Origin of the sequence: Nonomuraea sp. NPDC049758, assembly GCF_040674635.1 — a bacterium.
GTDB lineage: Bacteria > Actinomycetota > Actinomycetes > Streptosporangiales > Streptosporangiaceae > Nonomuraea.
Window position 1 is genome coordinate 1 of sequence record NZ_JBFAMZ010000006.1, and the last position, 26,721, is coordinate 26,721.

The 26,721-nt window shown below is 73.1% G+C and carries 22 protein-coding genes and 1 pseudogene; 14 read left to right on the forward strand and 9 right to left on the reverse strand.

The features are described 5' to 3' along the window. A pseudogene (locus tag AB0J46_RS16945) lies at positions 1-227 on the reverse strand (hypothetical protein); the annotation flags it as partial. 296 nt (positions 228-523) lie between these two features. Here AB0J46_RS16945 and AB0J46_RS16950 point away from each other — a divergent pair. Both AB0J46_RS16950 and AB0J46_RS16955 read left to right on the forward strand, forming a co-directional pair. Continuing rightward, positions 524-3,613, forward strand: coding sequence for a BTAD domain-containing putative transcriptional regulator (locus AB0J46_RS16950; protein WP_364332268.1), 3,090 nt, complete (start codon positions 524-526; stop codon positions 3,611-3,613). A 129-nt stretch (positions 3,614-3,742) separates the two neighbouring features. Next, positions 3,743-4,900, forward strand: a complete 1,158-nt coding sequence (locus AB0J46_RS16955) for an FAD-dependent monooxygenase (RefSeq protein WP_364332271.1) — start codon at positions 3,743-3,745, stop codon at positions 4,898-4,900. Here the strand turns inward: AB0J46_RS16955 and AB0J46_RS16960 are convergent. The 3 genes from AB0J46_RS16960 to AB0J46_RS16970 form a co-directional block, all read right to left on the reverse strand. Next, positions 4,894-5,751 (reverse strand): SAM-dependent methyltransferase, encoded by an 858-nt coding sequence (locus tag AB0J46_RS16960; protein ID WP_364332274.1) that lies wholly within the window; start codon positions 5,749-5,751, stop codon positions 4,894-4,896. The genes AB0J46_RS16955 and AB0J46_RS16960 overlap by 7 nt on opposite strands. A gap of 28 nt (positions 5,752-5,779) precedes the next feature. Continuing rightward, positions 5,780-6,586 carry a hypothetical protein gene (locus tag AB0J46_RS16965; protein ID WP_364332277.1) on the reverse strand — a complete coding sequence of 269 codons (807 nt, stop codon included), beginning with the start codon at positions 6,584-6,586 and terminating at the stop codon, positions 5,780-5,782. A 123-nt stretch (positions 6,587-6,709) separates the two neighbouring features. Then, positions 6,710-7,669: a nitronate monooxygenase gene (locus AB0J46_RS16970; protein WP_364332280.1), complete on the reverse strand. Its 960-nt coding sequence runs from the start codon at positions 7,667-7,669 to the stop codon at positions 6,710-6,712. Positions 7,670-7,866: 197 nt separating this feature from the next. Here AB0J46_RS16970 and AB0J46_RS16975 point away from each other — a divergent pair, with 197 nt between their 5' ends. Continuing rightward, positions 7,867-8,052 carry a hypothetical protein gene (locus tag AB0J46_RS16975; protein ID WP_352320620.1) on the forward strand — a complete coding sequence of 62 codons (186 nt, stop codon included), beginning with the start codon at positions 7,867-7,869 and terminating at the stop codon, positions 8,050-8,052. A gap of 37 nt (positions 8,053-8,089) precedes the next feature. Here the strand turns inward: AB0J46_RS16975 and AB0J46_RS16980 are convergent, their stop codons facing one another. Further along, positions 8,090-9,190 carry a serine hydrolase domain-containing protein gene (locus tag AB0J46_RS16980; protein WP_364332284.1) on the reverse strand — a complete coding sequence of 367 codons (1,101 nt, stop codon included), beginning with the start codon at positions 9,188-9,190 and terminating at the stop codon, positions 8,090-8,092. Positions 9,191-9,296: 106 nt separating this feature from the next. Here AB0J46_RS16980 and AB0J46_RS16985 point away from each other — a divergent pair, with 106 nt between their 5' ends. Beyond that, positions 9,297-9,920: a TetR/AcrR family transcriptional regulator gene (locus AB0J46_RS16985; protein ID WP_364332287.1), complete on the forward strand. Its 624-nt coding sequence runs from the start codon at positions 9,297-9,299 to the stop codon at positions 9,918-9,920. Here AB0J46_RS16985 and AB0J46_RS16990 read toward each other — a convergent pair. Further along, positions 9,917-10,714, reverse strand: a complete 798-nt coding sequence (locus tag AB0J46_RS16990) for an N-acetylmuramoyl-L-alanine amidase (protein ID WP_364332290.1) — start codon at positions 10,712-10,714, stop codon at positions 9,917-9,919. The two genes, AB0J46_RS16985 and AB0J46_RS16990, sit on opposite strands and share 4 nt — an antisense overlap. A 111-nt stretch (positions 10,715-10,825) precedes the next feature. After that, positions 10,826-12,445 carry a carbamoyltransferase C-terminal domain-containing protein gene (locus AB0J46_RS16995; RefSeq protein WP_364332293.1) on the reverse strand — a complete coding sequence of 540 codons (1,620 nt, stop codon included), beginning with the start codon at positions 12,443-12,445 and terminating at the stop codon, positions 10,826-10,828. 222 nt (positions 12,446-12,667) lie between these two features. Here AB0J46_RS16995 and AB0J46_RS17000 point away from each other — a divergent pair, with 222 nt between their 5' ends. The 4 genes from AB0J46_RS17000 to AB0J46_RS17015 all read left to right on the forward strand — a co-directional run bounded on the left by AB0J46_RS17000 (position 12,668) and on the right by AB0J46_RS17015 (position 16,142). After that, a complete protein-coding gene (locus AB0J46_RS17000; protein ID WP_364332296.1) occupies positions 12,668-13,165 on the forward strand; it encodes a hypothetical protein in 498 nt (165 codons plus the stop codon). Between the two features lie 199 nt (positions 13,166-13,364). Next, on the forward strand, positions 13,365-13,997 hold the full coding sequence (locus AB0J46_RS17005; RefSeq protein WP_364332299.1) for a GPP34 family phosphoprotein: 633 nt from the start codon (positions 13,365-13,367) through the stop codon (positions 13,995-13,997). A gap of 55 nt (positions 13,998-14,052) precedes the next feature. Next, positions 14,053-15,537, forward strand: coding sequence for an APC family permease (locus AB0J46_RS17010; RefSeq protein ID WP_364332302.1), 1,485 nt, complete (start codon positions 14,053-14,055; stop codon positions 15,535-15,537). Then, the gene (locus AB0J46_RS17015; RefSeq protein ID WP_364332305.1) at positions 15,534-16,142 is read left to right on the forward strand and encodes a GNAT family N-acetyltransferase; all 609 of its coding nucleotides are present in this window, start codon (positions 15,534-15,536) and stop codon (positions 16,140-16,142) included. The genes AB0J46_RS17010 and AB0J46_RS17015 overlap by 4 nt, the downstream gene beginning before the upstream one ends. 47 nt (positions 16,143-16,189) lie before the next feature. On the opposite strand, the gene AB0J46_RS17020 is transcribed toward AB0J46_RS17015, so the two are convergent. Continuing rightward, on the reverse strand, positions 16,190-18,160 hold the full coding sequence (locus AB0J46_RS17020; protein WP_364332308.1) for a hypothetical protein: 1,971 nt from the start codon (positions 18,158-18,160) through the stop codon (positions 16,190-16,192). A gap of 229 nt (positions 18,161-18,389) precedes the next feature. On the opposite strand from AB0J46_RS17020, the gene AB0J46_RS17025 reads away from it, so the two are divergent. Together AB0J46_RS17025 and AB0J46_RS17030 are read left to right on the forward strand one after the other, a co-directional pair. Then, complete coding sequence (locus AB0J46_RS17025; protein ID WP_364333454.1) at positions 18,390-19,520, forward strand: alkaline phosphatase PhoX; 1,131 nt, start codon at positions 18,390-18,392, stop codon at positions 19,518-19,520. 109 nt (positions 19,521-19,629) lie between these two features. Further along, complete coding sequence (locus tag AB0J46_RS17030) at positions 19,630-20,484, forward strand: SGNH/GDSL hydrolase family protein (protein ID WP_364332311.1); 855 nt, start codon at positions 19,630-19,632, stop codon at positions 20,482-20,484. Positions 20,485-20,535: 51 nt separating this feature from the next. On the opposite strand, the gene AB0J46_RS17035 is transcribed toward AB0J46_RS17030, so the two are convergent. Further along, positions 20,536-21,741, reverse strand: coding sequence for a helix-turn-helix domain-containing protein (locus tag AB0J46_RS17035; RefSeq protein ID WP_364332314.1), 1,206 nt, complete (start codon positions 21,739-21,741; stop codon positions 20,536-20,538). A gap of 220 nt (positions 21,742-21,961) precedes the next feature. Here AB0J46_RS17035 and AB0J46_RS17040 point away from each other — a divergent pair, with 220 nt between their 5' ends. The 4 genes from AB0J46_RS17040 to AB0J46_RS17055 all read left to right on the forward strand — a co-directional run bounded on the left by AB0J46_RS17040 (position 21,962) and on the right by AB0J46_RS17055 (position 26,718). After that, positions 21,962-24,490, forward strand: a complete 2,529-nt coding sequence (locus AB0J46_RS17040; protein WP_364332317.1) for a glycoside hydrolase family 9 protein — start codon at positions 21,962-21,964, stop codon at positions 24,488-24,490. Positions 24,491-24,565: 75 nt separating this feature from the next. Beyond that, positions 24,566-24,889, forward strand: a complete 324-nt coding sequence (locus tag AB0J46_RS17045; protein ID WP_364332320.1) for a PadR family transcriptional regulator — start codon at positions 24,566-24,568, stop codon at positions 24,887-24,889. Next, positions 24,886-25,788 (forward strand): hypothetical protein, encoded by a 903-nt coding sequence (locus tag AB0J46_RS17050; protein ID WP_364332323.1) that lies wholly within the window; start codon positions 24,886-24,888, stop codon positions 25,786-25,788. Before AB0J46_RS17045 ends, AB0J46_RS17050 begins: the two co-directional genes overlap by 4 nt. 33 nt (positions 25,789-25,821) lie before the next feature. After that, positions 25,822-26,718, forward strand: coding sequence for a hypothetical protein (locus AB0J46_RS17055; RefSeq protein ID WP_364332326.1), 897 nt, complete (start codon positions 25,822-25,824; stop codon positions 26,716-26,718). Positions 26,719-26,721 lie beyond the last annotated feature (3 nt).

A 26,721-nucleotide genomic window follows, 5' to 3' on the forward strand; every position in this document is an offset into this window, starting at 1 on the left:
TAGGCCTCGTCGGGGCCTCTGCTGAGGTTGTCGAGCTGGCTGGAGACCGCCCTGTCGGCGACCGCCGCGGCGAGCGAGGCGGGGTCTGCCGCCGCTCGGCTGCTGCTGGAGCCTTGTTGGGCAGGGGTGGCTCCGGGCGGGGCGGCACTCGCGGGTGACGCGGGAAGCGTCAGGGTCGCGGCCGTGGCCAGGCCGGCGACCGCCGCGAGTAAGGCTTTGGGTTTCACGCTGTGGTGCTCCTTTCGGCGGGGCTCCCTCCGGCCGTTGCCGTCTTGTGGGCGTGCGCGGGCCGCCGCGCGGTCAGGGGTGTCCTGGGTCGCGGGGCGTGAGGGGGATGTGGGGGGTGATAAAGGGTGACGGATACAGCAAGCGGACCGTTTCGCCTTGTTGCCGCCAGACGCTAAGCGCTGGTTGACTGCTCGAAAATACGTATGTTCATCGGTAGGCATACCGACATTTCTGTTACCGCTGGTCACACCCATCCACGTGCGGATAGCAGCCACGATGCTGGACAATCAGGCACGTGCAGTTCGGCATCCTGGGCCCGTTGGAGGTGCGATCGGCCGGCGGCGACCCGATCGCCGTGGGCGGTCCCCGGCCGCGTGCCCTGCTCGTCCTGCTGCTGCTGGAGGCGGGCCGGACGGTCGGCGTCGACCGGCTCATCGACGCCCAGTACGGCGAGAGCCCGCCGACCGGCGCGGCCAACGCCGTACAGGCGCAGATCTCCCGGCTGCGGCGCAACCTGCCGGCCGACCTGATCGAGTTCCACGGCGCCGGCTACCGGCTGGCGGTCCCGCCCGAGGACGTCGACGCCCACCGCTTCGAGCGGCTGGCCCGCGACGGCCGGCGGCTGCTCGCGGCGGGCCGGCACGCGGCGGCGGCGGCCGTCCTGCGGGAGTGCCTGGACCTGTGGCGCGGCCCGGCGCTCGCGGACGTGCGCGAGGCCGCCTACGCGCCCGGGCAGGCCGACCGGCTGGAGGAGCTGCGCCTCGCGGCCCGGGAGGACCTGTACGAGGCCGACCTGCACCTGCCCGAGGCCGAGCCCGCGGCGGGGCTGCGCGAGCTGGTCGCCGCCCACCCGCTGCGGGAACGCCCGCGCGCCCTGCTGATGCGCGCCCTGCACGCGGCCGGACGGCAGGCCGAGGCGCTGGCCGTCTACGACGAGGCGCGGCGGCTGCTCGCCGACGAGCTGGGCGCCGACCCCTCGCCCGAGCTGGCGGCGCTGCACCTGGCGATCCTGCGCGGCGAGCAGCGGCGCGCGCACGCCACGCGGTCGGCGCCGCCGCCGCAGCTCACCACGTTCGTCGGCCGCGAGGAGGAGCTGGCGCGCCTGGCCGCGCTGCGCGGGGCGCGGCTGGTCACGATCACCGGCCCGGGCGGCACCGGCAAGACCCGCCTGGCCGTCGAGGCCGCCACCCGCGACCAGGAGCGGCAGGCGTGCTTCGCCGACCTGTCGCCCGCGGCCGGGGAGGGACAGGTGCCGCTGCTGGTGCTGAACGCGCTCGGGTTGCGCGAGTCGGCGCTCAGCCCGGGCGTCCCCGGCCTGGCCGACCCCGTCGAGCGCCTGGTCGCCGCCCTCGCCGAGCAGGACCTGCTGCTCATCCTGGACAACTGCGAGCACGTCGTCGCCGAGGCCGCCACGCTGGCCCGCCGCCTCCTGGCCGGCTGTCCCGGCGTGCGCGTCCTGGCCACCAGCAGGGAGCCGCTGGGCATCACCGGCGAGCACCTGGTGCCGCTGCCGCCGCTGGGCACCCCGCCCCCGGGCACTCCCGCCGGGGACGCGCTCGCCTACCCGGCGATCAGGCTGTTCGCCGACCGGGCCGCCGCCGTACGGCCCGGGCTGGAGCTGGACCTCGACGCGACGCTGAGCATCTGCGCGGCGCTGGACGGCCTGCCGCTGGCCATCGAGCTGGCCGCGGCCCGGGTGCGCACGTTCCCCGTGGCGGAGATCGCCGCGCGGCTGGCCGAGCACGGCCGGTTCCGGCTGCTCTCGCGCGGCGACCGCACGGCCGCCGCCCGGCACCGGACGCTGCACGCGGTGGTGGAGTGGAGCTGGGACCTGCTGGACGCCGAGGAGCAGGTGCTGGCCAGGAGGTTCTCGGTGTTCTCCGGCGGGGCCCGGCTGGAGGCGGTCGAGCGGGTGTGCGGCGAGGACAGCGCCGTGCTGCTGGCCGATCTGGTGGACAAGTCGCTGGTGGAGACCGCCGGTGACCGCTACCGCATGCTCGACACCGTCCGGCTGTTCTGCGCCGAGCGGCTGGCCGAGGCGGGCGAGGAGGAGCGGATGCGCGCCGCGCACGCCGCCTGGCACCTGGCGCACGCCCGGCGCGCCGAACCCCACCTCTACCGTGCCGAACAGCTCGAATGGCTGGCCCGCCTGGGGGCCGACGACGCCGATCTCCAGGCCGCGCTGCGCTGGAGCGTCGAGCACGACCCGCCGGCCGCGCTGCGGCTGTTCGCCGCCCTGGCCATGTACTGGTATCTGAGCGGGCGGCGCGGCCAGGCCGTCCAGCCGGCCCGGCGGCTGCTCGACGCGATCGGCACCGAGCCGCCGGCGGGCCTGACCGACGAGTACGTGCTCGCCGTCCTGCACGCCGCCCCCGGCACCGAATCGCCGCACTGGAGGCGGGCCGCCGAGATCACGACGGACCCGGACCGGCCGGTACGGCATCCGTTCGCCGCCGCGTTGTGGGGCATGACCGCGGGGCCGCCCGAGCGCGACGTGGAACGACCGCGGCAGCGCGAGCTCGGCGGCGACCCGTGGAGCCGGGCGCTCGGCCGGCTCGGCGAAGCGCTGCTCATGCTGCTGAACGGCGGCATCGTGGCGGCCGAGCGGGAGCTGGAGGTCGTGCTGGCGGAGTTCGGCGCGCTGGGCGAGCGCTGGGGGAAGGCGCAGGGGCTCGACTGGCTGGCGGTCATCGCGGGCTGGCGCGGCGAGTGGGCGCGGGCGACGGAGCTGTGGGCGCAGGCGCTCGAACTGCTCGACGAGCTGGGGGCACTGGACGAGCTGGTGGACGTGCTGTGCCGGCGAGCCGACGCCCGGCTGCGCGCGGGCGACCTGGCCGCGGCCAGGGCCGACTGCCTGCGCGCCCGTGAGCTGGCCCGCGAGCTGGGGCGGCCCGAGCGGACGGCGGCCGTGCACGTGAGGCTGGGCGACCTGGCCAGGATCGAGGGGGATCTCGGCGAGGCCGCCGAACGGCTGCGGGACGCGCTGGCCGCCACCGCTCCGGGCTCCCCGCTGGCCGGCAGCACGGATCCGCAGGTGCTCACGGCGCTGGCCCGGCTGGCCCAGGCCAGGGGCGAGGCGGGCGAGGCCGTGGCCCGGCACCGGGAGGCGGTGGCCGTCGCGCTGCGCTCGCCGGTCGACAGCGACCTGGCCGACGCCGTCGAGGGCCTGGCCGGGGCCGCCCTGCTCGACGACCCGCCGGAACGGGCGGCGCTGCTGCTCGGCGTGGGGGTGGCGCTGCGCGGGACGGCGGTGACCGGCGACCACGACGTGGCCGCGACGGCCGCCGCCGCCACGGCCGCGCTCGGCCCGGAGCGCTTCGCCGCCCTGTACGCCCGCGGCGCCACGATGACCAGGGACGAGGCCCGGTCCACGATCCTCGCCTGACAGCCCGGGACAGCCCCTGACGGGCCGGGACGGCACCACGAAACGCGCCCTGACAGTCCGGGACGGCCGCGCCGGGGGCTGTCAGCCGGTCGTCGCCGGGCTGTCAGCGCTCCCGGCGAGGCTTGCCGCATGAGAGACGACCTGCACAACACCCACGTACTCATCTCCGGCGCCAGCATCGGCGGCCCCGCGCTGGCCCACTGCCTGGCCCGCCGCGGCTGCAACGTCACCGTCGTGGAGAAGGCGCCGGCCCTGCGCGCGGGCGGCCAGGCGGTGGACTTCAAGGGCGAGACCCACCACACCGTCCTGACCCGCATGGGCATCCTGGACGACGTGCGCCGCCTCCAGACCGGCGGCACCGACCAGTACTTCGTGGACGCCGACGGCCGCACGCTCGGGGTCCTGCCCGCCGAGTTCACCGGCGGCGACATCGAGATCCGCCGCGGCGACCTGGCCCGCCTGCTGTACGAGCGCACCGCCGCCACCTGCGAGTACGTCTTCGGCGACTCCATCACCTCGCTCACCGACACCCCGGGCGGCGTGCACGTCACCTTCGAACGCTCGGCCCCCCGCACGTTCGACCTGGTCGTGGGCGCGGACGGCATCCACTCCAACGTCCGCAGGCTGGCCTTCGGCCCCGAGTCCGAGTGCGTGGACTTCCTCGGCCACTACTACGCGCTGGTGGAGCTGGACAGCGACTTCGGCCCGCACGGCCAGATGTACAACGAGCCCGGCAGGATGGTCGCGGTCGGCGGGCCGAAGGCGCCGGCGTTCTTCGTCTTCGCCTCCGAGCGGCTCGACTACGACCGTTACGACGTCGAGCAGCAGAAGGCGATCCTGGAGCGGGCCTACGCCGGCATGGGCTGGCGCACCCCGCAGGTCCTCGACGCGGTGCGCGGCGCCAAGGACGTCTACCTCGACTCGATCAGCCGGGCGAGCATCGACCGGTACGTCGACGGCCGGGTGGCGCTGCTGGGCGACGCGGCGTACGGCAGCACGCTGGGCGGGTTCGGCAGCGGGCTGGCGCTGGTGGGGGCGTACGTGCTGGCCGAGGAGCTGGCCGCGGCGGGCGGCGACCACCGCGTGGCCTTCGCCGAGTACCAACGCCAGATGCGCCGCTACTCCAAGGTCACGAGGAGCGGCAACAACGCGGGCACTTTCCTGGCGCCCGGCTCCCCCGCCGGGATCCGCATGCGGAACTGGACCTTCAAGTTCGGCTTCCTGCTCGGCCTGATGATGAAGGTGACCGACAAGTTCGCCACCAACATCGCGCTGAAGGACTACTGAACGGGCACCCGGCCCACGCCCGCGTCGAGCCGGAGCCGGGGCGTGTCGTCCAGCGGCGGCAGGTGGTCGTCGTTCGTGAGCCGCCAGTCCTGGACGGGCACCAGGCCGGGCCCGATCAGCTCGAACCCGTCGAACAGCCGCAGCACCTCGCCGTGGCTGCGGAACGCGCCCTGGGCGGGCGAGCCGGCGGTGGCCAGGCGGAGCTGGGCGATGGCCTCCGGAGAGCTCTCGGCCATCGCGTGGGAGAGCACCAGATGGCTGCCGGGCGCCATGGGCTTCCTGAAGGCGGCGACGATGCCGGGCGGGTCCTCGGCGTCCATGACGAAGTGCAGCACGCCGACCATCAGCACGCAGACCGGCTGGTCGAAGTCGATGAGGCCGGTGACGTGCGGGTCGGCGAGTATGTCGGCGGGCCTGCGCAGGTCGCCCTGGATGCCGGCGACGCCGGGCTGGTCGGCGAGCAGCACCTGGGCGTGCAGGCGGACCATCGGGTCGTGGTCCACGTAGACCACCCGGCAGGCTGGGCTCACCTCGCGGACGGTCTGGTGGATGCTGGGCGCGGTCGGGATGCCGGTGCCGAGGTCGATGAACTGCCGCACGCCCTGGCGGGCGACGTGGCGCACGGCCTCGATCTGGAAGCGGCGGTTGGCCCTGGCGACGGCTCGGGCGTCGGGCGCGACGGCCAGCAGCCGCTCGGCGACCGCGCGGTCGACGGCGACGTTGTCCTTGCCGCCGAGCAGGTAGTCGTACACCCGGGCGGAGCTCGGCACATTCGGATCCACTCCGGGCGGAACACGTTCTAGCTCAGACATGGTGACCCATTTCCTCGCCTGCCACTGTTCGGTGGTCATACTAATCGGTAACTTACCGGAACGTGTTCTATTTGGCTGCCGCGTAACCGCAGGAGCGGAGGGCGTCGAACTCGGGGTCGAGCTCGATCCTGCTCAGCACCGTCGCGTCGATCGGACGGCGGATCGTGCCGGCCGTGGCGCAGTCGTAGAACACGTACGCGCCGGAGTCCTGGCCGAGCACCAGCCAGCGCTGCCCCTTCGACAGGAGCTTGCCCGAGTCGTCGCGCACCTCGGCCCACTGGTTGGAGAACCCGGTGAGCTGGAGCACGAGGTTGGCCTCGCCGCGGTCGTGCACCCCCTCGGCCCCCTGCGTCATCCAGCCGACGAGCACGAACCCCAGGCCCACCCCCACCAGCGCGCCGGTCAGCACGCGCATCGCGGCCCGTCCGGTGGGCCGCGCCCGCAGCAACCGGTACGGCACCAGCAGGCAGAACAGCCCGACCACCACAACCGTGATCAGCACCGGCGTGCCGGTGACGTCGAGGATGCCGAGCAGCCCCCAGTACGCGACGCCCGACAGCGCCGCGCCCACCGCGGCGGCCAGCCACGGCTGTTCCCGCCCCCGGTCGAGGACGCGTCCGGCGGCGCCGCGGGTGATCCGGTCGAGCAGCCACCAGGCGCCCACGGCCAGGCCGAGCAGCGGCAGCAGGGTGAGGAAGAGCAGCACGAGCGTCGCCACCAGGTGGCCGAAGATGCTCGCCTGGGTGAGCCCGGCCTGCTCAGGGGTGATGCCGAAGGTGTCGTAGACGCTCTCGAAGCCCAGGTAGAGCAGGGCGTACACGGCGACGGCGATCGGCACGACGACCGTGCCGATCTTCTCCATCACCTCCAGCACGCTGCCCCTGGCGGACGCGGTCCCGGGTGCCGTGGCGACGGAGGGCGCCGGGGACGCCGGGGGCGCTGGGGGGAGCGTCTGATTTGTCATGGCACAAGAGGATGCATCAGGCCAGGAGCGGCGTCATCCGCCGGGCTGGGCGAAGCGGCGCAGCAGCGCGTCCGCCTCGGCGAAACCGGCCACCACGTCGGCGGCCGTGCGCCGTTCGCGGACCATCCCGACGGCCTGGCCCGCGTAGATGCAGGCGGTGTCGAAGTCGCCGTCGCGGCGGGCGGCGGCGATCCGCGCCGCGGCGTCCTCGTCGGCCGCCAGCTCCTCCTCGTGACCGGCCCAGCGGTCGAAGAACGTGTTGCGCAGGGCCCGGCCGCCGTACTCGGCCGGCCAGTCGAGGCGCTGGGCCACGTCGAAGACGCGGCCGTAGGCGGTGTCGGTCTCGGCCGCGGCCAGCACGCGGGCCGCGGCCGCTTCCGGCAGGGCCGTCTCCGCGCAGCCCATGAACGCCGTGCCGGCCCACGCGCCCTCGGCCCCCGCCGCCAGCACGGCGGCCAGCCCGCGCGCGGTGGCGATGCCGCCCGCCGCCAGCACCGGGACGCGGATGGCCGCCAGCACGCTCTGGAGCAGCGGCAGCGTGCCGACGTCGGCACGGCCGTGGCCGCCCGCCTCGGCCCCGCGCGCCACGACCGCGTCGACACCGGCCTGCTCGGCGGCGCGGGCCTCGTCGGTGGTGCCCGCCTGCGTGACGACCGTGATGCCGGCCTGCCGCAGCTCCGCCACGTACCGCTGGTACGGCCCGAAGCTCACGGAGACGAGCCGCGGCCGGGCCGCGAGCACGGCCTCGAACTGGGCCGGGTTACCGGGCAACGCCCAGGCCATGAGCCCGATCCCGTACGGCCGCCCGCTCCCGGCGGCGACGGCGGCCTCGGCCTCGATCCAGGAGGCGGGGGCGGCGGCGGACACCCCGATCACGCCGAGCGCGCCGGCCGCGGAGACGGCGGCGGCCAGCCGGCCCGCGCCCACTCCGGCCATGGGCGCGCCCACCAGGGGCACCGTCAGCCCGAACCGCTCGGTCAACCACGTCCGCACGCCGGCCTCCTTGCACGTCGCCTGCCGTTGCCAGTCTCGCACCATGCCTCTGCGAGCATGGCGGGAGGGCGACAACGCAGGATCCGTACGAAAGTAGAGCCGGATGACCGATGCGCCGGAGGCGGCGGCTGTGCATCCTGGTGGGGACGGGTCCGGCGCGCGTGGCCTGTTGTGAACCCGAGAGGAGCCGCCAGGACATGGACAGCGCTGCGAGCCGCCCGACCGTGGTCTTGGACAACGGTGTCGTCGGCCGGATCATGCTGGCCCACCGGTCGAGGAGTGATCTCGTGCTCGTGCTCGGCATGGACGGCACCCTGCTGAGCTGCGACCTCGACGGCATCGCCTGCGTGGTCGGCGGCCGCCCCCTGTGCCGCGACGGCTGAGCTCCCGCGGAGGCGGCGACGCCCCCGCGCCCGGCGGTCAGGACCGGGCGACCAGGGCGGCCAGTTCGCCGACGGCGGCGAAGTCGTTGGTGAGGCGGTTCTTGGTGAAGGCGACGGCGGTGCCGGTCGCGGTGTCGGCCCACGCGTAGCTGCCGCCCGCCCCGCCGATGCCGAACGCCGTCGCGCTCTCCTGCGGCGAGCCGCCGGGAAGCCCGATGGTGAAGCCGAGCCCCCACGTCGAGGGCATGCCGAAGACCTCGTCCGGGCCGCTGTAGGCCACCGCGGTCGCCTCGCGCAGCCGCTCCGGCGAGATCAGCCGCACGCCGTCCACCTCGCCGAGCAGGGCGGCGTACATGCGCGCGATCGCCCTGGCCGAGGTCTTGCCGCCGGCCGGGATGTCGGCGGTCAGGTAGTCGGGCCTGCTGCCGAGGGCGGCGTCGGGCATCAGCTCCATCGGCCCGGCCCGGAACATCGGCAGGTCGGCCGGCATGTCCCCGAACGCCGACGGGTCCATCGGCTCGTCCTCCAGGCGGGCCAGGCGGTGCTGCTCCGCCGGCGGCATGCCGAAGTAGAGCTCGCGGGCCACGCCGAGCGGGCCGGAGACCTCCTCCAGCAGCACCTGCGAGATGCGCTTGCCGGTGGCCCTGCGGACGATCTCGCCGACGAGGAAGCCGAAGGTGTAGGCGTGGTAGCCCATCTTCGTGCCCGGCTCCCACCACAGCTCGGCGTTCTCCAGGGCGGCGACCATCTTGTCCCAGTCGCAGACGTCCTCGGGCGTGGTGTCGAGCGGCACGCCGGGGACGCCGGCCGTGTGGGTCAGCACGTGGCGGACGGTCACGCCGCCCTTGCCGTTCCCGGCGAACTCCGGCCACAGGTCGGCGACCGGGGTGTCGTAGTCGTACAGGCCGCGCTCGGCCAGCATGTGGGCGACCGTGGAGGTCGCGCCCTTGCCGATGGAGAAGTTGTAGAACGGGGTGTCGGAGGTGACCGGCCGGCCGGTCTCCGGGTCGGCCACGCCCGCCACCACGTCCACGATCTGCACGCCGTCGCGGTAGACGGCCACCTGCAACCCGCGCTCGGCGCCTGACTCGACCAGCTTGTCGGCGGTCTGCTGCACCTGCTGCTGAAGGTCGCTCATGAGGTCGTCACTCCTGTTCGTTTCGGGAACTGGACGGTACAGTACTCACATCAGTACGGAACTGTCCAGTACTATACGAACTCATGATCGAAAAGGTGGCGTGACGGTGACCGACGAGGACGGCCGGACGGCCCGCAAGCGCAGGCAGATCCTGGACGCGGCGCGCGCGGTGTTCCTGCGCAACGGCTACGTGGGCGCGAGCATGGACGAGGTCGCCTCGATCGCCGCGGTCTCGAAACAGACCGTCTACAAGCACTTCAGCGACAAGGAACAGCTCTTCACCACGATCATCCTCGACACCACGGCGCAGATCGAGGGCCTGGCCAAGCTGATCACCGCGTCGCTGGAGGGCGACGACGACCTGGAGAAGGGGCTGCGCAAGCTGGCCCACGAGTTCCTGGCCTCGATCATGCAGCCCGACGTGCTGCGGCTGCGACGGCTGATCATCGCCGAGGCCGACCGCTTCCCCGACCTCGGCCGCACCTGGTACGAGCAGGGCTTCGAGCGTCCGCTGGAGAGCATGTCCACGGCCTTCGGCCGCCTGGCCGGGCACGGCCTGCGTCCCATGGACGACCCGCGGCTGGCCGCCGACCACTTCGTCGGCCTGCTGCTGTGGGTCCCGGTGAACAGGGTCATGTTCGCGGGCGGCGGCGAGCACCACACCGAGGCCGAGCTCGACCGGCTCGCCGACGCCGCGGTGGAGGTCTTCCTGCGCGCCTACGGGGCCTAACCGGTCAGGAACTGCTTGAGCCCGGCGGCCAGCGAGCCGGCCATCTCCCCGCGGAACTCCCCGTCGGACATCTTGGCGGCGTCGCCCGGGTTGGCCATGTTGCCGCACTCGATGAACACCGCCGGGCGGGTGGACAGGTTGAGCCCGCCCAGGTCGGTGCGCGTCTGCAGGCCCTGCTCGCCGGTGTAGGTGGCGTACGGCATGCCGGTGCCGTCGCGGAAGGCGTTCCGCACGGCCACGCCGAGCCTTCTGGACGGCTGGATGATCGCGTCGTTGTGCCCGGCCACCAGGCCCGGCAGGATCACGTGGAAGCCGTGGCCCGCCGGCGGCGCGCCGTCGGCGTGGATGGACAGGACGGCGTCCGCCCGCGCCTTGTTGCCGATGGCCGCCCGCTCGTTGACGCAGGGGCCGACGCCGGTGTCGTCCGGCCTGGTCAGCACCACCTTGGCGCCCATGTCTTCGAGCAGCGGCTTCAGGCGGTTCGCGACGTCCCAGGTGAAGGCGTGCTCGGTGTAGCCGGCGGAGGTCTGGGTGCCGGTGGTGTTGCAGGGTTTGCGTCCGGTGATGACGTCGACCGGGCGGCTGATCTCCTTGGGATGGGAGGCGTTGCCGCCGTTGTGCCCGGGGTCGAGCACGACGACCTTCCCGGCCAGCGCGTTCCGCGTGCTCTGCGACGGCGCGGCGGAGGTCACGACCACCCCCTGGGTGGTGCGCACGGGGCCGCCGCCGCCGCAGGCCGCCGGCAGCGCGGCCAGGGCGGTCAGCAGCACCGGGACGGCTGGGTGAACGCGCATGCGACCGACGCTAACCCGCACCGGCCCACGGGCTCCGCCACCCGCTTCGGCCTGCGGGAACAATGACCTGGATTTGAGCTGCACCGGCTCTCCCGACGACGGGCGGCGGAGCTAGTCGCGGTCCCAGTTCAGGCCGGGCACCGGCGGCTCCTCGCGCTTGCGGATCAGGTACGGCGGCATGACCAGGGCGTGCAGGTTCGTCGAGAGCAGGGTGCCGATCGACTGCTCGGGCGTCTCGGTCAGCGGCTCGCCGGGGCCGTTGAGCGAGGCGTTGACCAGCACCGGGGAGCCTGTGGCCGCGTGCCACCCGGTCAGCAGGTCGTGCAGGAACGGCGTGGCCTGTTCCTCCACGGTCTGGATCCGCGCCGTGCCGTCCACGTGGGTCATGCCCGGCAGGCTCGCGCGGTGCTCGGGGCGCACGTCCACGACGCACTGCAGGAACGGGGCCGGGCGGTCGACGCCGAAGAGGCGCTCGGCGTGCTCGGCCAGCACCAGCGCGGCCAGCGGGCGGAACCACTCGCGGCCCTTGACCTCGAAGTTGACGTAGTCCTGCATGTCCGGCCTGGCCGGGTCGGCGAGCACGCTGCGGTTGCCGAGCGCGCTCGGGCCCGACTCGCTGCGGCCCTGGTGCAGGCCGACGACCCGGCCGCTCTCCAGCAGCGACACGGTCGCGCCGACGAGGTCCGCCGGCTGCTCGGCCACCAGGCCGTCCGGCAGGCTCCGCACCGCGGCGGTGATCTCGGTCTCGTCCGGGTCGGGGCCGAGGAAGTCGTCGGTCCAGCGGAAGCGGCTCTCGACGCCGAGGCATTCGATGAGCCCGTACAGGGCGCAGCCCACGGCGGTGCCGCCGTCGTGCGGGCTCGGCGGGATGAACACCTCGCGGAACGGCGACTCGCGGACGATCCGGCCGTTGGCCGTGGCGTTGAGCGCGGCGCCGCCGGCGTAGACCAGCCGGTCCAGGCCGGTCTGCCCGTGCAGCCAGGCGACCACCTGGGCCAGGGCGTTCTCGAAGACGCGCTGGCCGGCCGCGGCCAGGTCCGCCGCCCGGGAGAAGCGCTCGCCGCCGGGCTCGTAGACGTAGGCGTCACGCTGGGCGAAGGTCTCGATCCACTCCTCGGGGATGAACACCTCGTGGCCGCGTACGTCGAGGTCGGGCAGGCCGTACACGTACGCGTCGCCGAACGGGGCCAGGCCCATGACCTTGGCCTCGTTGCCCTCGCCCTCGGGCCACAGCAGCCTGGTCAGCAGGGTGTAGAAGCAGCCGAGGCCGGTCGGCCGGGCCCAGTCGCCGTCCCAGAGCTGCTTGGCCAGGCACTCGACCGGGCCGCCGCGCTCGCAGCGGTAGAAGGAGGCGACCTCCAGCATGTCGTCGTCGGTGCCCTTCGGCAGCCGGACCGGCTCGGTGAAGTCCCTGACCCGGCTGCCCTGTGCGCCGATCACCAGGCCCGCCGCCCGGTCGAACGGCGAGGGCGGGAACGCGCTGTAGAGGTGGCTGAGATGGTGGGAGACCAGGACGACCCGGGCGTCCTCCTTGAGGCTCAGCGTCTCGCGCAGCTCCTCCTCGTAGGCGTCCTTGTGCTCGATCTCGGTGTCGGCGGCGTATCCCTCGACCACGAGGTCAACGGGCTCCTTGAGCAGCGGCATCTCGGGCAGGTACACGTCCGGCAGGTCGCCCAGGCGGCCCCAGTGGTGCCTGCGCCGGGTGATGCGCTCCTTCTGCAGGCTGTACATGCCCGACTCGCCCACAGCGACAGCAACAGAACCATCCTGAGTACGATTTATGCCGACAACGATAGGAACATCCGTCATCTCTGGTGCCTCCTGGCTGTGATCACCGGCACCAGTACCCGGGCCTGGGACAAGACCATCCCTCAACCGCGTAACGGACACGTCAGCCCGCAACCGCCCGCGAACCCGGCGAACTTGTGCGCCGGGCGCGCAGTCAAACCCTGCATGACGACGAAGCACATCATCGCGACGGCGACCCTCGCGACGGGCGTCGCGCTGGCCGGGATCGCCTCCCCCGCGCTCGCCGCCCCCGCCTTCGGCCCCCAGGGATACGGCGGGATCACGCTGGGCATGAGCGCCAAGGCCGCCCAGGCCACCGGGAAGATCGTCCACAAGCCCGGCCTCGACTCCCCCGCCTGCTCCGGCTGGGACCTCAAGGCCCAGCGGACCGGCCGCGACGCGGTCGGCCTCTTCATCTCCAAGAAGCAGGGCGTGGCGATCATCTTCGCCCCGAAGGGCGCCAAGACGCCGCAGGGCATCGGCATCGGCTCGACCAACGCCCAGCTCAAGCGCGCGTACGCGAACAAGCTGCGGACGGCCGCGAGCGGCTTCCCGTACGTCGCCGTGCCGGGCAACGCCAAGGCGCACTACTACTTCCTGCTCCGCAGCGGCAAGATCTACGAGATGGGCCTGGCCCTCGACAAGCAGGACTGCGCGAACTGACGATCCGAACCCCCGGCGGCCATCGGCTGACGGGCCCGATCGGGCGGCACCGGCTTCTCCATGAAGCCGGTGTTTTTTATTTCCCGATAAATAGGGTCTAGCCCGGAGATGCGGGTTTTTGGTACAAATTGCCGCTGGCGGCTACACGCTGCTTCCTGAACCGGTCATCCACCAATTCCTATAGTGAGCGGGCCGATTTTTGCTTGCCGATGATTTCTTCTTCGTCTGCTGGGACGCGACGGGCTCGGGCAAGCCTCGGCTGCACGTCCCGGGCGTGGCGCTCGGCCTGGCCGGGGCGCTGCTCGCGGAGCTGGTGCTGGAGCAGCGGATCACCGTCGAGGGGGTCCGGCTGCGGGTGGTCGACCGGCGCCGGGTCCCGGACGAGCTGGCCGGAAAGGTGCTGACCGAAATAGGCAATTCCCCGCAGCACACCGATGTCCGGACCTGGCTGGCCTACCTCGCACAACGCTCGGTCACCGAAGTAACCAGCCGGTTGATGGGTAATGGTCTGCTCGACCGCGAATCCCCGAGGCTGCTCAAGCGTAACCAATTCCGCTATTTCTCCACCGACTTCAACCGGGCCATGTGGCCCTCCGCCCGGCTGCGGCTCGCGCTGGTGAAGTGGCAGCCGCTGACCCCGCACGACATGGCGCTGGCGGCGCTGGCCGAGGCCTGCGATCTGACCGACGTCGTCGTCGAGGACCCGGCCGACCGGCGCGGCGCCCACCAGTACCTGACCACGGTGCTGGCCGCGATGCCCCAGCCGCTCAGCGACCTCGGCCGCCAGGTGAGCGCGGCCGTCGGCGACGCCGTCCTGACCTACCGGACGTGAGCCCCGGACCGCCGGCCCGACCACACCGCACCTGAACCCCCCAGAAAGGAACGCGATGCCCTCCGCGAGATCCGGCGCCGCGCCCGACCCGATCGCCGGCGCCCTGGCCGCCGACCGGCTCGGCGCGCCCTCGGTCGTCTACTTCGTCCTGTCGGCCGCCGCGCCGCTCACCGTCGTCGCCGGTGTGATCACCACCGGCTACGCCGTCACCGGCATCACCGGGCTGCCGATCGCGTTCCTGGTCGTGGGCGCGGTGCTGGCGGTGTTCGCGGTCGGGTACGTGGCCATGGCCCGCCACATGGCCAACGCCGGCGCGTTCTACACCTACATCAGCCGGGGCCTCGGCCGTCCGGCGGGCATCGCGGCGGCCTGGGTGGCGCTGATCGCCTACAACGCGCTCCAGGTCGGCCTGTACGGCGCCTTCGGCGCGGCGGCCACCCCGCTGCTCGAACGCTGGTTCGGCGGCGCGCCGCCGTGGTGGGCCATCTCGTTGGTCGCCTGGGCGCTGGTGGGCGTACTCGGGCTGATGCGGGTGGACGTCAACGGGCGGCTGCTGGCCGTCCTGCTCACCGCCGAGGTGGCGGTCATCCTGCTGTTCGACCTGGCGGACCTGGTCAATCCGGCGCGGTCGGGGTTCTCGGCCGAGACGCTGTCGCCCGCGGCGCTGTTCGTGCCGGGGGTGGGGGCGCTGCTGGTCATCGCGACGCTCGGGTTCGTCGGGTTCGAGTCGTCGGTGGTGTTCTCGGAGGAGAGCCGGGATCCGCGGCGTACCGTGCCGCTGGCCACGTACGCGTCGGTGGCGATCATCGCAGGGCTGTACGCGTTGTCGTCGTGGGCGATGACGGTCGCCACGGGACCGGCGGACATCGTCGCCGCCGCGCGTCGCGACCAGGCCGAGACGATCTTCATCATCGCGAACCAGCACCTCGGCGGCGCGGTCGTGGACATCGCCCGGGTGCTGTTCGTCACCAGCGTGTTCGCCGCCATGATCTCCTTCCACAACACCACCGCCCGGTACTTCTTCGCGCTCGGCCGCGAGCGGGTGCTGCCCGCCTTCTTCGGCCGCACCCGGCCGCGCAGCGGCGCGCCGCGGTCGGGCTCGATCGCGCAGACCGTGCTCGGGCTGGTCGTCATCGTGGTCTACGCGGTCCTGGGGCTCGACCCGCTGGTGCAGCTCTTCTTCTACGGCGGCTCGTTCGGCGGGTTCGGGGTGCTGCTGCTGGTGTTCGTGACCTCGATCGCGATCGTCGCCTTCTTCGCCCGGCAGCCGAGCGGCGAGAGCCTCGCGCGGCGGTTCCTGGCCCCCGTGCCCGCCGCGCTGGCGCTGGCGGTGATGGTCTGGCTGGCGCTGGACAACTTCCCGACGCTGCTCGGGGTGCCCGAGGGCGATCCGCTCGCCTGGATCCTGCCGGTCGTGTACGCGGTGGCCGCCCTGTTCGGCGTGGGCTGGGCGCTGGTCCTGCGCACGGGACAGCCGAGCGTGTACTCGCTGGTGGGCATGGGCGCCAAGGCCGCCGCCACGCCGGAGGCCGTCCGTTGAGGCGCGCACAGGACGTGGCGGCGCACGACGTCCGCCGGGCGACGGCCGAGGACGCCGGCGCGGTCGCCGAGCTGATCGCGACCGCGTTCGCGCGGCTGCCCGCGGTGTCGTACCTGGTGCCCGAGCCGGCCGGGCGGCACGAGATCATGGTGGCCGACTTCCTGATCCTGGTCTCGCACGCCATCGAGCACGGCGAGGTGGACCTGCTCGACGAGGGCCGCGCGGTCGCGGTCTGGCTGACGCACACCGCCGACGCGCCGCTGCCCGAGCCGCCCGACTACGACCGCCGCCTGGCCGCCGCCACCGGCAGGTGGGCCGACCGCTTCCGGGTGCTGGACGAGCTGTTCGAACGGCACCACCCGGAGCCGCCGTACCACCACCTGGCGTTCCTGGCCGTGCACCCGGACCATCAGGGCCGGGGGCTCGGCTCGGCGCTGCTGCGCCGCCACCACGCCCTGCTGGACGGCGCGCCCGCCTACCTGGAGGCCAGCAGCGCCCGCAGCCGCGACCTGTACGCCAGGCACGGCTACCAGGCCGAGGAGCCGTTCGCGCTGCCCGACGGCGCCCTGTTCTGGCCGATGTGGCGGCCGGGCGCCACCGGATGACGCAGTGGCGGTCCGGCGTCACCGGATGACGCAGTGGCGGCCCGGCGTCACCGGGTGACGCACGGCCCCTCGCAGACGTCGGCGACCACGCCGGTCTTGAGGAACACCGACTTCTGCAGCTGGGCGGCCGGGGTCCTGCGCGGCTTCTCGTGCGGGTCCTCGCCCTGCGTGGGCGGGGTGTTGGTGAGCGGCGGCGCGGGGGCGCCGCTGTCCCACATCACCAGGGCCGAGCCGGGATGGGCCCGGCCGCGGATGCCGGGGATGCCCCAGAACGGCACGGCGTCCGGGCTGCGTCCCGGGGCGAGGGCCGGGGTCAGCAGCCGGGCGCCGACGGTGCGGGCCTCGACCTCGGCGGTGACCGTGGCCACCTGGTGGTCGCCGAAGGCCACGTGCATGAGCACCCGGTGCCGCGGTGTCCCCGGGTAGGGGCGGTCGGTCAGGTGGGCGGCGTAGCCGTCGGCCTCGCCGCGGTCCCACAACATCTGCATGAGCGCCAGGATGAGCTGCTGGTCCAGTTTGTCGGGGTAGGCCCGGTCGAAGGCGGCCTGGAAGGGGGCGGCGTCGGCGCTGCGGTTGAACAGGGTGCTGTAGTTCATGCCGGTCACGCCGAGCACGCCGCGCTCGATGTCCTTCGACAGCGCGACCAGCGCGCCGCCCAGGATGCCGCCCTGGCTGTTGCCGTCGTACACCAGGCCGTGGCGCGGGTCGATCAGCGGGCGGCCGCGGGCGGTGCGGAATGCGGGGTGGGCGGCGAAGCCGTCCGGGGCGGTCATGGCGCGGCCCAGGAACATGAAGTCGAGGAAGCCCTGCAACGTGCGGTCGGGGATCGTGCCGAACCGGGAGATGTCGGTGAAGACGGAGACGACGTTCGGGATGTCCTCGTCGGCCATGCCGATCCACTTCGTGGCGCAGAAGAGGAAGCCGTGCTCCTGCGCCATGGTCTTCACGTTCGACGCGCCCACCTCGGAGTGCCTGCCGAGCAGGCCGTGGCCGTACAGGGAGGGCCGGGCGGGGCGCTCGAAGGCGACGCGGGGGATCTCGCAGCGGAAGGGCGCCACCTGCTCGTTGCCGGGCAGGCGGGTCGGCAGGCCGTCGGGGCCGCGGTTGAGCGCCGACCCGGGCGGGCCGCCGGGCCGGTCGAGGTAGCTCGGCACGCGGAAGGTGCCCTCGACCCGGCGGGCGATCTGGGCGTCCTGCTCGGGGGTGAGGTCGGTGACCGAGGTGACCTCGAAGGCGGGCGCGCGGCCGCGCAGCGTGCGCAGGGCGTCGTCGCGCATGGCCAGCGCCGGGCCGGCCAGGCCGCGCGCACTGGCGACGGTGAAGTCCCAGGCCAGGTAGAGGCCGCGGGTGCCGATGCCGGCGCGGCGCAGCGCGGACAGCGCGGGCTGGAGGCGGCGCTGGCGGTCGTGCAGCTCGTGGTCCGGCGGCAGGGGCGGCCCGGCGACCGCGGCGAAGGCGGGGCTCGGCGGGATCGGGGCGCCGGCGGCGTCGCGGAGGTCGCGCAGGGCGACGGCGTACCGGTGGCCCTCGCTCAGGTTGCGGGCCGGGCGGACGATCAGGGCCTGGCGGTCGGCCGGCGCGTTCGCGTCGAGCTCGGCCCAGTACGGCCACCGCTCCCCCGTCACGGTGTCCAGCAGCACGACGGGCGCGTCCCGGTCCAGCGACCTGCCGATGTCGGTGATGGGCGCGGCGCCCGTCCTGGCCAGGTCGAGCCCCGGCACCCTGGCCAGCAGCATCGAGCCCGGCGAGAAGCCGTCGTTCCTGTTCCACTCGGCGGGCGCGATCGGCACGCCGGCGACCGAGACCGGCGTGGACCCGGCCGCGAAGTTCACCCGGCGGCCCGTGTCGGTGCCGCGGTCGGCGACGGTGAGCCAGTCGTTCGGGAACGGCAGCAGGCAGGCCGCCGGGTCGATCGGGTCGCAGCCGGACGGTTCGGGGACCGCCGAGGCCGGTGACGCCGGCGGGGCCGCGAGCGACGCCCAGGCCAGGGCGAGGACGGTGAGGAGACGGGGAAGCACGCGCACGGGCACCTCGGGGGCTGATCGAGGCCGGGGGTTCGGGCCATGGTGGATCGCGCCGGGGCCGCCGTCAATCGGCTTCGCGGAATGCCGCCCAGATTTGTGAGGCGTCACAGATTTGACCGTCCGGATTTACCGCCCTGTCCAGTTCACAGAAGGACGAGCAGGGCTCATCGTCATGTCTGCGAATTCAAACGACCTCGAACGACGCGAGCCACGTGGAGTGATGATGCGCCGTCGTACCTTCATCAGGACCGTCTCCGCGGCGGTCGCGTTCTCCGGGGCGATGTGGCACGACGCCGTCGCCTCCGCGGCGGGCGCGGGCGTGAGCCCGTACGGGCCGCTCGGCGCCCCGGACGCCAACGGCATGGCGCTGCCCGCCGGTTTCACCGGCCGGGTGGTGGCCAGGTCGGGCCGGGTCGTCGGCGGCACGCTGTGGCACCCCGCTCCTGACGGCGGCGCGTGCTTCGCCGACGGCTCCGGCTGGATCTACGTGTCCAACTCCGAGGTGCCGCTCGTGGGCGGGACCTCGGCGATCAGGTTCAGGGCCGACGGCTCGATCGACCGGGCGTACCGGATCCTGAGCGGCACGAACCTCAACTGCGCGGGCGGCGCGACCCCGTGGGGCACCTGGCTGTCCTGCGAGGAGATCTTCCGCGGCAAGGTCTACGAGACCGACCCGTACGGCAACCGGTCCGCCCAGCAGCGCCCCGCGATGGGCAAGTTCAAGCACGAGGCCGCGGCCTGCGACCCCGACCACAAGGTCGTCTACCTGACCGAGGACGAGGGCGACGGCTGCTTCTACCGCTTCACCCCCACCACCTGGGGCGACCTGTCCAGCGGCCGGCTCGACGTGCTCTGCGGGCTCGGCGGCGACGACGTCGAGTGGCGGCCCGTGCCCGACGCGACGCCCGGCGTCTTCGACACCCAGACCAGGCACCAGGTCTCCGCGGCCCGGCACTTCAGCGGCGGCGAGGGCTGCCACTACGCCGCCGGGATCTGCTACTTCACCGCCAAGGGCGACCGCAAGGTCTGGGCCTACGACACCGCCCGGCAGAAGGTCACCGCGGTCTACGAGGGCGGCGGCACCCTCGACGGCGTCGACAACATCACCGGCCGCCCGTCCGGCGACCTGTACGTGGCCGAGGACGGCGGCAACATGGAGATCAACATCATCACCCCCGACCGCGTGGTCGCCCCCGTCATGCGCCTGGACGGCCAGGCCAAGTCGGAGATCACCGGCCCCGCGTTCTCCCCCGACGGCACCCGGCTCTACTTCTCCTCCCAGCGCGGCACCAGCGGCGAGACCGCCGGGACCGGGGGGATCACGTACGAGGTGACCGGGCCCTTCCGCCGCTGACCAGCACGGCTTCACCCCACCGGGGCCGCTGACCGGCCCGGCCTCCGTCACCGGAGCCGCTGACCGGCACGGCCATCGCACCCCCCACCCTCCGCCGAAGGAGTCCTCCATGGTCCGACGGTTGCTCGTCCTGCTCTCCGCGACCGCCCTGGCGCTCGGCGTCGTGCCGCCCGCACACGCCGCCCAGGGCGAGGTGTACGTGGCGCTCGGCGACTCCGCCGCGTCGGGTCCCCTGGTGCCCAACCAGGTCGTGCCCGACCTCGGGTGCTGGCGTTCCGACCACAACTACGCCCACCTGACCGCCCAGGCCATCGGCGCCGCCACCTTCAGGGACGTCACCTGCTCCGGCGCCAAGACCCGCGACATGTACAACTCCCAGGGCACCGACCTCGGCAGCGTCGCGCCCCAGCTCGACGCGCTCAGCTCGGACACCACCCTGGTCACGGTGCAGATCGGCGCCAACGACGTCGGCCTGACCGGCTTCATCGAGGACTGCCTCAACCTGCTGCCCCCGCCCATCGGCGACGCCTGCAACGACGACTACGTCGTCGACGGCCAGGACTCCTGGCGGGTCAAGACCGACGCGCTGCGGCCCAAGCTGACCACGCTGGTGAGCGACATCCGCGCCCGCGCCCCGCGCGCCCGGATCTTCATGGTCGGCTACGCCACCTACGCGCCGCCGAACGGCTGCTACCCGACCGTCCCGATCATCAAGGCCGACGCCAACTACATCCGCGCCACGCTCCAGTACTTCAACCAGATGCTGGCCGAGCAGGCCGCCGCCGCGGGCGTGTCGTTCGTCGACCTGCAGACGCCGAGCGTGGGCCACGACCCGTGCAAGGCTCCCGGCGTGCGCTGGATCGAGCCGTACGTGCCGGCCTCGCCCGCCGCCCCGTTCCACCCCAACGGTCTCGGGATGCGGAACTTCGCCACCGTGGTGACCGCCGCGGTGTCCGGGGTCTGAACGCTCCGGATCACGCGACGGGAGCCGTCCCCGCCCGGGGGCGGCTCCCGGTCACTTGCGGTGCTGGCGTCTGGCGGCCAGCGCGGCGCCGATGCGTTGCAGGTGGGCCGGGTCCACGGGGTCGAGGCCGGTGAGGGTGACGGCCCTGCGCAGGCGGTAGTCGACGGTGTTGGGGTGCACGTGCAGCAGCTCGGCCGTACGGCGGCGGTCGAGGCCGGTGTCCAGGTAGACCGTGAGCGTCCTGAGCAGGTCGGGGTTGTCGAGCAGCGGATCCAGCAGCCCGGCGAGCACGGCGGTGGCCTGGCTCGGCCGGGTGAGCTGGTACTCCAGCAGCACGTCGGCCAGCCGGTAGGCGCCCGGCGGCTGCTCGAAGACCCGCACCACCTCCAGGACCTCCTCGGCCAGCTTGACCGCCTCCGGCACCCCGGGCGGCGCGGCGATCTCGGCCGCCGCCCACACCGGCACGCCGGCCGCCTTGGCCATCGCGGCGGCCGTCTCGCCGACCTCGTACCAGTCGGGGTCCTCGCCGGTGATCGGCACGAACACCAGGCCGCCCGTCGTGTCCAGCACCGACAGCACCGGCTCGGCCGCGCCCCGCTGGAGCGCCGTCCTGATCCGGTGGAGCTTGCGGCGGCCCGCGATCGACCCGCCCGGCTCGTCGCTCTCCTCGTCGGGATGCCGGCCCACGGCGAGCGCCAGCACCAGGTAACGCGGGGCCAGCCGGACCCCGGCCAGGGCCGCCCGGTCGCCGCCGAGCAGCGCGGACACGGCGGCGTGCAGCGCGTGCTGCTCGTGGCTGAGCATCCCCTCGCGCTCCTCCAGGTACGCGGTGCACACGGCGGCCGTCACCGACTCCGTGTAGAGCAGGATCAGGCGGTTGGCCGCCAGCACGTCCTCGAAGTCGGCGGGCGTGGCCGCGGCGAACAGGTGCTCCCACACCTTGCGCGCGCCCAGGTGGTAGGCGGCCAGCAGGGCCTCCAGCGGCACGCCCTCCTGGGCCCGGCGGGCCGCCGACGAGCGCAGCGGGGCCAGCTCGGCCCTGGTGGGCGGGCGGCGGTCGCGGAACATGCGGGCGATCAGCCGCAGGTTGTGCTCGGTGATGACGGTGATCTCGCCGTCGAGCTCCTCCCTCGGCAGCCGCCGGTAGAGCGGGATCTCCTCGGCGAAGCCGCGGACGAGCTGCCTGGCCAGCTTGGCGGTCTGGCGTTCGAGCAACTCGTGCGCGACGCACCCGGCCAGGGTGAGGGCAGGGACCACGTTCGAAACCCTCCCAGAACATCCGGCGCCAGTGAAGGCCCCGCCGGCGTGCGGCGGGGCCCTGCGCAGGTCAGCTTGAGCCGGACGGTGAAGCGGCCCCGGCCGTGAAAGTTTCAGGGTCTTCGGGGCCGATCGGGTGCAGCCGTTGACGGGGCAGCGGCGGGCAAGGAGGATCGGGTTCGCTCCATTGGGAGCGCTCCCAACCCCCCGAAGGACCTCCATGACCCGATGCCGGGCCGCGCTGCTGGCCCTCCTCACCATGGTCGCCCTGTCCCCCGCCGCGTCCGCCCGCGCCGCCGACGAGGGACCCGAGCAGATCGTGAACGGCACCTTCGACGCCGGCACCGCCCCCTGGTGGAGCACCGGCAACACCACCCTGACCATCGACGGCGGCAGGCTGTGCGCCGACGTCCCCGGCGGCACCGCCAACCCCTGGGACGTCATCATCGGCCAGGACGGCGTCCCGCTGGCCGCCGGCGACACCTACGCCTACAGGTTCTCGGCCTCCGCCACCCCCGCCAAGGTCGGCAAGGCCCTGATCCAGCTACCCGTGGACCCGTGGACGCAGTACCTGTCGGCCGCCCCGGAGCTGAGCGTCTCGGGCAACGACTACTCCTACACCTTCACCGCCCCGGTCTCGCTGCCGAACGCCCAGGTGGCGTTCCAGCTGGGCGGCAGCGCCGAGCCCTGGAGGTTCTGCATGGACGACGTGTCGCTGAAGGGCGGCGCCGAACCCGAGGTCTACGAGCCGGACACGGGCCCGCGCGTCCGGGTGAACATGGTCGGCTACCTGCCCTCGGGCCCGAAGAAGGCCACCCTGGTCACCGACGCCACCACGCCCCTGGACTGGCAGCTGCGGAACGCGGCACAGGAAACGGTCGCGACCGGACGTACCGCTCCCAAGGGCATGGACGCCAGCTCCGGCCAGAACGTGCACACCATCGACTTCGGCGCCTACGCCAAGCCCGGCCAGGGCTACACGCTGACCGCCGACGGCGAGACCAGCAGGCCGTTCGACATCGGCGCGGACGTGTACGACTCCCTCCCCACGGACGCGCTGAAGTTCTACTACACCCAGCGCAGCGGCATCGAGATCCTCGACAGCCTGCGCCCCGGCTACGGACGCCCGGCCGGCCACGCGGGCACGTCCCCCAACCAGGGCGACACGGACGTGCCCTGCCAGGCGGGCGGCTGCGACTACACCCTGAACGTCAAGGGCGGCTGGTACGACGCCGGCGACCACGGCAAGTACGTCGTCAACGGCGGCATCGCGGTCCACCAGCTGATGGCGGCCTACGAGCGCGACCGGGCCGCCTTCACCGACGGCCAGCTCAAGATCCCCGAGAGCGGCAACGGCGTCCCGGACGTGCTGGACGAGGCCCGCTGGGAGCAGGAGTTCATCCTGAGCATGCAGGTGCCGGACGGCAGGCCGGACGCGGGGATGGCCCATCACAAGGTGCACGACCAGAACTGGACCGGCCTGCCGCTGCTGCCGCACCTCGACCCGCAGAAGCGCGAGCTGCACCCGCCGTCCACGGCCGCGACGCTCAACCTGGCCGCGACGGCGGCGCAGGCGGCCCGGCTGTTCGCGCCCTACGACGCGGCGTTCGCGGCGCGGAACCTCAAGGCGGCGCGCAAGGCGTGGACGGCGGCGAAGGCGAACCCGGCCCGGTACGCCGACCCCGCCGACGGCGTGGGCGGCGGCGCCTACGACGACGCCGACGTGACCGACGAGTTCTACTGGGCGGCGGCCGAGCTCTACCTGACGACGGGCGAGAAGGAGTTCGCGGACTTCGTGCTGGCCTCGCCGCACCACACCGGCGACGTCTGGCGCGAGCGCGGCTTCGACTGGGGCAACACCGCCCAGCTCGGCCGGCTGGGCCTGGCGACCGTGCCCAACGCGCTGCCGGGCCGGGACAAGGTGCGGCAGTCGGTCGTCGAGGGGGCCGACAAGTACCTGGCGGTCCAGCGGGCGCACCCGTACGGGCTGCCGTACGCGCCGGCGGACTTCGACTGGGGCTCCAACAACCTGGTGCTCAACAACCTGGTCGTCCTGGCCACCGCCTACGACCTGACCGGCGAGGAGAAGTACCGGGCCGCCGTACGGGAGGGCATGGACTACCTGCTCGGCCGCAACGCGCTCAACATCTCCTACGTCACCGGCTACGGCGAGGTCTCCGCCCAGAACCAGCACAGCCGCTGGTACGCCCACCAGCTCGACCACGCGCTGCCCCACCCGCCGCGCGGCTCGCTGGCCGGCGGCCCCAACTCCGCCATCCAGGACCCGGTCGCCCAGCGGCTGCTGCGCGGCTGCAAGCCGCAGTTCTGCTACCTCGACGACATCGAGTCCTGGTCCACCAACGAGCTGACCATCAACTGGAACTCGCCGCTGGCGTGGGTCTCGGCGTTCCTGGCGGACAAGGGCGAGCGGTCCGCCTGCCGGGTGCGCTATTCGGCGCACGGCTCGTGGCCCGGCGGCTTCACCAGCCAGATCGTGATCGAGAACACCGGCCGGGAGAGCGTGAACGGCTGGACCGTGAGCTGGTCGTTCCCCGGCGGCCAGCGGATCAAGGAGGGCTGGGGGGCCGAGCTCGCCCAGTCCGGAGCGGTGGTGACGGCGCGCAGCCTCGGCTACAACGGCCGGATCAGGCCCGGCGGGTCCGTGACGTTCGGTTTCGTCGGCACGCACGACTCGGGGCCCAACCCGGCCCCGGAGGTCTTCCGCCTCAACGGCGACCGCTGCCGGTGACGCGCGACGCGGGCGGCCCTTCCGGGGGTTCGCCCGCGTTGCCCACACTCCGTTGAACGGAATACTGTCTCCCCCATGCCCAGGGGAACCTCAGAAGTCAGCGAGCCGATGTACTTCGTGCTCGCCGCGCTGCGCGCCGGCCCGCTGCACGGCCACGCGATCAGCAAGTCGGTCAAGGAGCTGTCCGGCGGCCGGGTGCAGCCCTCCGTCGGCACGCTCTACGGCATCCTGGAACGCCTCAACGAGCGGGGTGTCATCGCCGTGGACCGGGAGGAGACGGTCAACGGGCGCAACCGGCGCTACTTCCGGATCACCGACGAGGGCCAGGCGCTGGTGGAGGCGGAGGCGAGACGCATGCAGGCGGCCGCCTCGCTCGTCCTGCGGCCGTCGGCCGGATGACGGCCGTCGGGTCCGCGCGGGCCGCGTCCGCGCTCGAACGGCGTTACCGCAGGCTCCTGCTCGCCTATCCCAGGACGTACCGCGCGGCCCACGGTGACGAGCTGCTCGACGTGCTGCTCGAATCGGCCGCGCCGGGGCGGCGCGTGCCGGTGCCGCGCGAGGCGTGGGGGCTGCTCAGGGGCGGGGTGCGCAGCCGGATCGTCCACCTGGCGAGCGGCAGCCCCTGGGCGGACGGCGTGCACCTCGCCGTCACCGCCATCGCGGCGGCGAACCTGGCCGCGCTGCTGCCCTACGCCGGCACGCTGCCGCTCTGGACGCTGCTGTCGGCGCTCACATTGCTGGCGACCGCTCGCGGACGGCTGCGCACGGCGGCGGCGCTGACCCTGCTCACCGGGGCCAAGGCGGTGGCGCTGGCCGGCGGGTGGCAGCCGTTCGACACGACGCTGTTACCGGTCTATCCGACGTTCCTCCAGGTCCGGCCGTTGTTCATGGACAGCGACCCCTACCTGGTGGCGGGCACCTACGCGGTGGCGCTGGCCGGCCTGCTCGTGCTGCGGCGGGCGCCGCGCACGAGGTCGTGGTGGTGGTGGGCGGCGGTCGTCGCGGCGAGCTGGGCGGGCCCCGAGTGGATGGAGGACTCCACAAGGTTGCCGCTCAGCCTGAGCAGGCTGGTCGTGGAGGCGGTGGCGTTCGGGCTGGCGGCGGGGAGCGCCTACCTCGCCCGCGACCACCGGTGGACGCTGGCGGCGGCGATCTACCTGGCGACGACGTCGGGCGAGCTGGTGCTGCACTCCGAAGCCCTGACCCGGCAGCACCTGGCCTACTGGGGGGTGCTCGCGCTGCTGGTCGTGGGGGCCGCCTTCGCGCCCTTCCGCCAGCGGCGGCACTGCCTGGATTGACCATACTTCGTTAAACGGAGTATGGTCTCCGCCATGCTCAAGAGATCCCGCCTGGCCATCGCCATGTCGCTGTCGGCGGCCGTGCTCTGCGGCTGCGGGGGCGCCGCCGAGCCGACCGGCGGCGCCGAGACCGCCCAGCCGTCGCAGTCCGCCGCCGCCAAGGACAAGAAGCACCAGTTCGAGGCGGCCAAGGCCGACTGCATGAAGCAGAAGGGCTTCACGTACATGCCGTACGTGAAGCCCGAGGCCAAGAGCGAGGACGAGCGCAAGCGCGCCTCCGGCGACTACCAGGCGATGAAGAAATATCGCGCCAAATACGGATTCGGCGTTTTCGCCCTGCAGGTCTTTCCCGGGGAGCTGGAAGGCCCCGGCGGCAAGGACGCCCCGGACCCCAACATGAAGATCCAGGCAGACCTCTCCACCGCCCAGCTCACCGCCTACCACAAGGCCAAGGACGCCTGCGTCGTCACGGCCGCCAAGCAGGTCCTCGGCCTCACCCTGAAGTCGAACATCGACTACTTCTCCCAGATGGCGATCGCCCACAGGCGCGCGAAGGCCACCGAACTGGACGGCGACCCCGAGCTGGTCGAGCTGGCCGGCCCCATGGCCGCCTGCCTCAAGGGCAAGGGCTACTCGGTGACCGACACCAAGCCGTCGGCGCTCAACCAGCGCGGCGAGCGGGAGTTCATGCGCCGGCAGGACAAGCTGGGCCGCCGGCAGCAGAAGAACCTCCCCGAAGCCCCGAAGATGACCAAGGACACCGAGCAGTTCCACATGCCGGACCTGACCCCCGACGCCGCCAAGCCGTACCTCGTCCAGGAGGTCAAGGCGGCGCTGGACGACCTGGAGTGCGGCAAGGACTTCTACGCGGCCTACACGCCGAAGGAGACCGCCGTCCAGCGGAAGATCAACGACCGGTTCGCGTTCTGACGT